We start from the raw sequence: 7,737 nt of genomic DNA on the forward strand, positions 1-7,737 counted from the left end.
CAGTACAGAGTACGTCCATGTTCAAAAAAATGACTTTTGCGCTCTTGGCGGGCGCCTGTTGTCTTGGCGGCGGATTTCACCCGGCGAACTGCATGGAAGCCGCGGCTATTCCCGAACCGAACGTCATCTACGCGGATCGATCTGCAGAGCAGGCCATCCCGGTACGAACGGCCGCTGCAGAGCGCTCCAATATGGGCGGCGGCTTCATCGAGTTTCTATTTGGTGACGGACCTCCTCAAGCCGGACGCTATCGGCAGCAACCTGCCTATCAGCAGCAGCCGTCATATCAGCAGCGCAGTCCGGCCTTGTCGCCCGTCCCGTCGCAGCACATCATTCGGCAACAGGAAGATACGAGAGAAGTCGAGCATCCCGCCTTCAATCCAACGTACGAGAGGCAACTCGTCGAATATCATGGCGAGGAGAGCCCGGGCACCATTGTTATCGATACACCGAACAAATTCCTGTTCCTTGTGCAGGGTGATGGCAGGGCGTTGCGTTACGGCATTGGGGTGGGCCGACCCGGCTTCACCTGGTCGGGCGTCAAGCAGATTTCGGCAAAGAAGGAATGGCCGGCCTGGACGCCTCCACCGCAAATGCTCGCACGCCGGCCGGATCTGCCGCGCCACATGGAAGGGGGCCCGGACAATCCGCTGGGCGCCCGCGCGATGTATTTGGGGTCATCTCTCTATCGCATCCACGGCTCCAACGAGCCGTGGACGATCGGCACCAATGTTTCGTCCGGCTGCATCCGGATGCGCAATGAGGATGTCATTGATCTGTACGGCCGTGTCAGCGTTGGCGCAAAGGTCGTCGTTATCTGACGACCTAAAACGGAATCAATGAAAAAACGGCCGCCCTCATCCGGCGGCCGTTTGCTTTCTGTGCTTCTTTAATGTCGATCAGGCGTAGTCGCTGCCGCCATCACTGTCGCTGTCGTCGCTGTCGATATCGGCGTCATCCATGTCGCCGCGATCGTCGTCATCATCGTTCGAGGCAGTATCAAATAATCCGGCGCGCGAATTATCATCGGCGCGATCCCGCGAGCCACCGATATCGTCTATCCCGGCGTCGTGCGCGAGAGTACTGCCGGATCGATCGGACCAGGGAGTTTGGCTCTGCGCGGTGCTTCCGAAGGCGTTGGGATCGCCGAAGCCATGATGACTGCCGCCCATCATCGAACGAATGCTGCCAAGCAGTAGCGAACCGCCGACCATGCCGGCCGCCGCCGCGGCCGCGGTTCCCAGAAACGAGCCGCCGCCGCCGACAGGGGCTTGCGTCGCGCCATACGGCTGGCCGTAAGGAGCCTGACCATATTGTCCTGGTTGGGCCTGCTGCATGACCTGGCCGCTGTTCCATACGGGACGGCTGGGAGACTCAGGAGGCGGAACGTTCGGGACCGAGCCGCGGGGCGCTTGGCCTTGCCCGAATATCGTTTCGCGCATGGAATCAAGGAAGCCGCCGGATTGATTTTGCGACGGCGATGATGCCGATTCCAGTTCCTGGATCCGGTTGTTTGCGCGCTTCAGCGCCTCGTCCTGGACCAGAACCGTCTGGACCAACGCGTATGGCGCATTAGGTGCCGAGCGCAGCCCTTCCGTGATCGCGGCGGCCGCCTCCGGATCGCGCGCCGCTCCCTCCAGCCTGGAGAGCCGGTCAAAGAGATCCTCGATCATCTGGCGTTCTTGCGGCGTCATGGCTTTCTCCTCGCTTCGAGAGCGCAGGCGCAAATGTAAGGGCGCTTTGGGCCTGGAGTAGTCCGACGCCCAATTAAATTTGGGTGGGCTAGCCTGCGTCTGCGGCTATATGCCCGATCAGGTCAACGTGACCTTGTTCGTAGCCAGCAGGTGCGGGAAATCATCGCTCGCCAGAAACGCATGTTCGCGTTCGCGAGCCGTTGTGAACGGGTCGAGACTGACCAGAGTATCGTCGACGAAGCCGGGGTGACACATGATGACCCCATTCGCCGGCAGCTCGTCCAAAAATTCCCGCATCAAATTCCCGAAATCGGCTCGCCCGGAGAAATCATAGGCGCCTTCAAATCCGGGATTGAACGCTATCCCGGCTCGCGCCGCCCGGCGGCGGAATTGCGTGCTGAGGAAATCGAGAACGAGCGCCTTTGGCCTACGGAGACGGCGCGCAAGCACCTGATTGCGTCCGCTTTGACGAACCCAGGCGTTCGGCGCGGCCGCTTTTACCGCCTTCAGAAACGCGTCGCGCACCTGCGGAAAAAGTTGCACGTGCTGATGCCCGTCCACAAAGTCCGGCGTCCGTCCGAACGTTTCGGAGAAAGCTGAAAGCTGCACGATCAACTCGGCACGGACGATTTCAGTATCGAGCCTGTGCAGCAGGCCTGCGCGCAATAAATTCGTATACGTCAGAAACATGCCGCCATCAGTTGGTCTGAAATGCATTGTCAGCGGCCGAAACGGCGCCGTCAGTGTCGCGTGTAGCCCGATGGCGCAGCGCGGATTGCTGGCGGCTGCGGCTTGCAGAGCTTTGATTTCGTCGCGGGCGGCTGCAGGTCCGACCACCATCACCGAGGTCGCGTTGAGCCGTCGGCGCTCGATCAAATCGCGAATGGCGCGGTTAACCCCAGGGCTGAGTCCGTAGTCGTCGGCGCAGAGCCAGATGCGGCGCGGCGGCGCGGCGTCGATCATTCGGCGGCAGTCCTCTCGCTGGCGCTTGTGCTTTTTGCCGCGTCGACCGATTTCACGGTGTGCTCGGCAACGAAATAGATCGGCCGTGCCTTCAGCTCCGAGAGAATCTTCCCGATGTATTCGCCCACAATGCCGATCATGATCAGTTGTACGCCGCCAATGGTCATCAGCCCGATCACCAGCGAGGGATAGCCGGGGACGGATTTTCCGGTGGTCCAGGTTTCCCATAGAATCGAAAGCCCGAATAGAAAGGCTATGGTTGCGAGCAACACCCCGAGCAGGCTGGCGAAACGCAATGGCGCGACCGAGAAAGACGTGAGGCCTTCGATCGAAAGCCCGACCAGGCGGCCAGCGCTGAACGTTGTGGCGCCATGGGCGCGCGGCGCCGGCTCATAGTCGACACGGATTTGCCGGAAACCGATCCAACTCGCCAGGCCCTTGAAAAAGCGATTGCGCTCGGGCAGCTGTCGCAGTGCCGCCACCGCACGCGGGGACAGCAGGCGGAAGTCGCCGGCATCCTCCGGGATTTTCTGGCGCGCGCCCCAATTGATCAGTGCATAGAAGCCGTGCACGGCAACTCGCCGCAGCAGCGTCTCGTTATCGCGGTGCGCCTTGGCGGTATAGACCACGTCGTAGCCGCCATCGATCCAGTGAGAGACAAGTTGCTCCACCAGATCTGGCGGATGCTGACCGTCGCCATCCATGAACAGGACCGCGCCGCGCCGCGCATGGTCCAGCCCGGCCATCAACGCGGCTTCCTTGCCGAAATTGCGCGAGAGCGAGATCAGCTGAACATCGAGCGCCTCAGGGGCAAGTCCGCGCGCGATAACTGGTGTGGCATCGGTGCTGCCGTCATCGACATAGACGACCTCGCAGGCAAGCTGGTAGCGCTCGCGAAGCTTCTTCGCCAATGCAATCAAACGCTGGTGCAAAAGCGCCAGTCCGCTCGCCTCGTTGTACAAAGGCACAACGATGGAAAGCCCTTGCGCCGCGGGAGTGGCCGCAGAGGTGGTCAAGTCAGAAACGTCGGCACCGCTGGTCATCGTTCAGCTTCCAATTCCCATGAATACATATGGCAATTGCCGCCGCTTGTCGCCACGGGATAGGCCTCGGCCTTAGCGCCGCAGGAACGAGTCGAGTTTGGCAAACAGCGGATTGTCGCGGTCGAGTACGTAATCCAGGGACGCTACCGAGACCGTTTCCGCACCATGCGCGCGCAGGAAGCTGCCTAACGCGTAAAGTTGGACCGGGGGACAGTGCAGTGTCACCATTCCCGACGACGTCGGTCCACCAAACGGGGAGACCACGCCGAAGCGGTTATGCGCCTCCGCCAGCAGCGCCTCATTGCAGCCGCTAAAACGAGTGCGGACCTCGCGGTACTTGCTCGCGCGCGCGCGGGCGGCGATGTGATCCAGGATGACGCGCGCGGTCTCGCGAGCCTCGTTCGACCAATCGGCATCCTTTGAGGCGACGAGATTGGCCTGGCTGCGCAGGATTACGCCGTCGTCGAGCACTTTGAGACCGTTGGCGGCCAGCGTTGCGCCCGTCGTTGTAATGTCTACGATCATTTCGGCGGTGCCAACGGCCGGTGCTCCTTCGGTCGCGCCGGCGCTCTCGACAATCCGGTAATCGACCACGCCGTGCGAAGCGAAGAATGTCCGGGTGAGATTGATGTATTTGGTAGCGACGCGCATTCGTCGGTTATGTTGCGCGCGGAAGCCGGTGGTGACGTCGTCGAGATCGGCCATGGTCCGAACGTCGATCCAGGCCTGCGGTACTGCTACCACCACATTGGCGCTGCCGAATCCGAGACTGTCGATGATCAACACGCGTTTGTCGGCATCGACAATGCTTTCGCGTACCAGGTCTTCGCCGGTGACGCCGAGGTGGACGGTACCGCGCGCGAGCTGCGACGCGATCTCGCTCGCGGAGAGATACGCGATTTCGACGTTGTCGAGCCCGCTGATGGTGCCGCGATAGTCGCGCGCGCCGCGTGGTTTCGCCAGCGCAAGGCCAGCACGCGTGAAGAAGGCTTCTGCGTTTTCCTGCAAACGGCCCTTGGACGGAACCGCAACCACAAACGGCGTTGTCATGGTGCGCTCCGGTTCGAAGCGCCGCTGCGTGAGATGCCGTCAGCTTTCGTCAAGGCCTCGACCCACACCGAAAATCCGACCGCAGGAATTGGGCTTTGCGCACCGAGCTGGGACATCAGCCCGTCATACCGCCCGCCCGCCACGAGTGGCTCGGGACCACCATTCGTTGCATGCAGTTCAAATTCGAAGCCGGTGTAATAATCCAGGCCGCGTCCGAATGAGGTAGAAAAGCGCGTGGCGGCGGTGTCGATTCCGCGCGCAGCCATGAAGCCGATCCGACTTTCGAATTGATCGATAGCGGCGGAGATGTCGAGCTTTGCATCGTCGGCAAGCCCCCGCAAACGCGCGATCGCTTCATCGGGATCACCCGCGATAGCCAGGAACCGCTTAATCAACGTAAGCGCGTCTCGCGGCAACGCGCCGCTCTTGAGCGTCGACTGCTCAAGGAAACGATCGGCGATTTCAGCTACCGAGCGTCCGCCGACGTTGGTCGTGCCTGCAATCGACATCAGATCCGTGACCAGGGCCAGCGCCGCCTTGCGATCGGAGCCCGCAAGTGCTGCCAGCACGCCTTCATATTCGTTACTGCTCGGCGCTGTCGCAAGCGTGAGCCGCTCGAGATCCTGCGCCAGACTGATCTTGCGATTGAAATCCTTGATCAGTCGTCGCCGCCAGACCGGATAAAGATTGAGGGCGTCGATCAGTGCAATGAAGAGCGCGACATCGCCAGTGCGGATCTCGAGATCATTCACGCCAAACACGGCGGCCGCTTCCAACGCGAGCGCCAGCATCTCGGCGTCGGCTGCCGCACGATCCTGTCGTCCGAAAGATTCGATACCGGCCTGGAGAAATTCGCTGGGGCGGCCAGTTCGATGACGAAACACTGGCCCCAGATAACTGAAGCCAGCCGGCTGTCCCGCCCGGGCTGAAGCCAAATAGTCGCGCGCGACGGGAATCGTGAGATCGGGACGAAGGCACAATTCCTCCCCGCCGGGATCGGTGGTCAGATAGAGGCTCTTGCGAATGTCCTCTCCGGAGAGGTCGAGAAACGGCTCGGCCGGCTGCAGGATCGCCGGCTGGGCCAGGCTGTAGCCGGCCTGCGCGAACGACAACAGCAGCGCATCCGCCCATGCGGCGGATCCGGTCGCGCGAGGGGCGGCGGTCGAGGTCATCGCGAAGTCCAAATACGGCGAAACTGGGTTCCGGAACAATAAGCTGGCAGCGCATTAGCATGCGCGCCGCCCGGTTTCGACAGGGATCGGCCAAGTGGCTTAACGGGTGACCAAAAATCGGCAGCCCGCCGAACGCCAAAAGGCCAAGGTGGGCGATCAGTCTTTATTTACGACCTCCTTGCCCGCCCAATCCCCCAGGACCGCCTGGACCAGGGCAAGCGCGGCTACGGCCGCGGTGTCGGCACGCAGTATCCTGGGGCCGAGGGAAAGCGTTAAGGTTTGCTTCTGTCGCGCCAGCATTGTCCTCTCTTCCTCGGCAAACCCGCCTTCGGGACCGATCAGGACGTCGATCCCGTTGGAGGCGGTCACCCATGCTTGCAGCGTCTTCAGCGGACTTGCCGACTCAGCAGCCTCGTCACAGAAAACCAGCAGGCGCTCTCCGGGACGCGCAACGAGATAACGATCGAGCGGCAACGGTTCGGCGACAGTTGCTATATTCAGAATGCCGCATTGCTCGGCAGCTTCGATGACGTTGGCGCGCATCCGCCCGCCGTTGATCCTTGAAACCTGCGTGAAGCGGGTCAGCACCGGCTGCAGGGATGACGCTCCCATTTCAACCGCCTTCTGCACCATGTAATCGAGGCGCGCATGTTTCAGCGGCGCGAAGACATAAGTGAGATCCGGCACACGAACCTGCAATCGATTCTGGTCAAGGATGGTAAGAGTGTCGGGCCGTTTACGACCTGCGATCGCAGCCTGCCATTCGCCATCGCGGCCGTTGAACACCAGAATAGTGTCCCCTGCCGCAAGACGCAGCACGTTGCCGAGATAATTGCTCTGGTCGCGGTCAAGCGTAACAGTTCCGCCCGCAGCCAAAGGCGCGTCGACGAACAACCGGGGCCGGCGAAAATCATGTGGCGGCATGCTCGACATTCCAATTCCGGCCGCCTTTTAGCCCAATCGAGCAAAATTGCCTCAATAATTGGTTGAAGGGGCGGTAGCGTCGCGCTGTTGCCAAATTCGCCGGGTTGTTAAGAAGCGGCAGGAATCGTAAAAAGCGGTCGAAATCACTCTTCTCTCGGGTAGAAGTTCGGGACCGTATGAGCTTGCCGGAGGAACTGCCTTTGATCATGCGCCGTTTGATTGTGCCGCTCACCATGGCGGTTCTAGCCGTCCATGTCGGTCAGGTCCGGGCGCAGGGCGCGTTTCCGGCGCCGTTACCGGGTCAAGCCCCCATCAAGAACGATCCCGCATTTCCACCGGTCAATGGCGCCGCCCCGACCGCCTCGATCAGCGCCGCTCCCAGCTCGTTTCCGGCGCACGGTGCGGCCCCAGTTACTGGTTCGGCCTTCGAGCGGCCGGCTGCGCCAGCGCAGGGTGGGGCCGCCGCTGAGGCGTGCATGAAAGCGTTCATGCCGCTGCGGGAGGAGGCGGAGAAGCGTGGCAAGCTAATCAAGGCCGCCAGTGAACGTCACGCATCGCCGGAGGAAGCCTGCAAGCTGATCAAGAATTTCGGGCAGGCCGAGATCAAAATGATCAGTTATGTCGAGACCAACTCCGCGAAATGCGGGATTCCGCCGCAGATCGCCGACCAGCTAAAGAACGGGCACAAGAATACCGACAAGATGCAGAAACAGGTGTGTGCGGCCGCGCAGCAAGCCCAGCAAAGAGCGCCAGCCGGGCCCAGCCTAAGCGAAGTGCTTGGTTCGTCGGCCGCGCTTCCGGAAGCGACCGTGACCAAGAAGGGCGGCAGCACGTTCGACACCTTGAACGGCAACGTCCTCACCCGATGATCCCCAAAGCATGAGCGACGCG

General features: G+C 61.5%; 8 protein-coding genes. 2 read left to right on the top strand and 6 right to left on the bottom strand.

Annotated elements, in window-relative coordinates; all coding sequences use genetic code 11:
- Positions 1-17: 17 nt before the first annotated feature.
- Positions 18-821, top strand: coding sequence for a L,D-transpeptidase (locus VJV58_RS19635; RefSeq protein ID WP_324139028.1), 804 nt, complete (start codon positions 18-20; stop codon positions 819-821).
- A 78-nt stretch (positions 822-899) separates the two neighbouring features.
- Here VJV58_RS19635 and VJV58_RS19640 read toward each other — a convergent pair whose 3' ends face one another.
- The 6 genes from VJV58_RS19640 to VJV58_RS19665 all read right to left on the bottom strand — a co-directional run bounded on the left by VJV58_RS19640 (position 900) and on the right by VJV58_RS19665 (position 6,846).
- The gene (locus tag VJV58_RS19640; RefSeq protein WP_324139030.1) at positions 900-1,694 is read right to left on the bottom strand and encodes a DUF2076 domain-containing protein; all 795 of its coding nucleotides are present in this window, start codon (positions 1,692-1,694) and stop codon (positions 900-902) included.
- Positions 1,695-1,811: 117 nt separating this feature from the next.
- The gene (locus VJV58_RS19645) at positions 1,812-2,657 is read right to left on the bottom strand and encodes a ChbG/HpnK family deacetylase (protein ID WP_324139031.1); all 846 of its coding nucleotides are present in this window, start codon (positions 2,655-2,657) and stop codon (positions 1,812-1,814) included.
- Complete coding sequence (locus VJV58_RS19650) at positions 2,654-3,700, bottom strand: glycosyltransferase family 2 protein (RefSeq protein WP_324139032.1); 1,047 nt, start codon at positions 3,698-3,700, stop codon at positions 2,654-2,656. Before VJV58_RS19650 ends, VJV58_RS19645 begins: the two co-directional genes overlap by 4 nt.
- A 72-nt stretch (positions 3,701-3,772) precedes the next feature.
- On the bottom strand, positions 3,773-4,750 hold the full coding sequence (gene hisG, locus VJV58_RS19655) for an ATP phosphoribosyltransferase (protein WP_324139033.1): 978 nt from the start codon (positions 4,748-4,750) through the stop codon (positions 3,773-3,775).
- A complete protein-coding gene (locus VJV58_RS19660; protein ID WP_324139034.1) occupies positions 4,747-5,922 on the bottom strand; it encodes an ATP phosphoribosyltransferase regulatory subunit in 1,176 nt (391 codons plus the stop codon). The genes hisG and VJV58_RS19660 overlap by 4 nt, the downstream gene beginning before the upstream one ends.
- A 156-nt stretch (positions 5,923-6,078) precedes the next feature.
- Complete coding sequence (locus tag VJV58_RS19665; protein ID WP_324139035.1) at positions 6,079-6,846, bottom strand: 16S rRNA (uracil(1498)-N(3))-methyltransferase; 768 nt, start codon at positions 6,844-6,846, stop codon at positions 6,079-6,081.
- Positions 6,847-7,049: 203 nt separating this feature from the next.
- Here VJV58_RS19665 and VJV58_RS19670 point away from each other — a divergent pair, with 203 nt between their 5' ends.
- Positions 7,050-7,715, top strand: coding sequence for a hypothetical protein (locus tag VJV58_RS19670; protein WP_324139038.1), 666 nt, complete (start codon positions 7,050-7,052; stop codon positions 7,713-7,715).
- Positions 7,716-7,737: the final 22 nt, after the last annotated feature.

It is taken from the genome of Bradyrhizobium sp., from assembly GCF_035273305.1.
Lineage (GTDB): Bacteria > Pseudomonadota > Alphaproteobacteria > Rhizobiales > Xanthobacteraceae > Bradyrhizobium.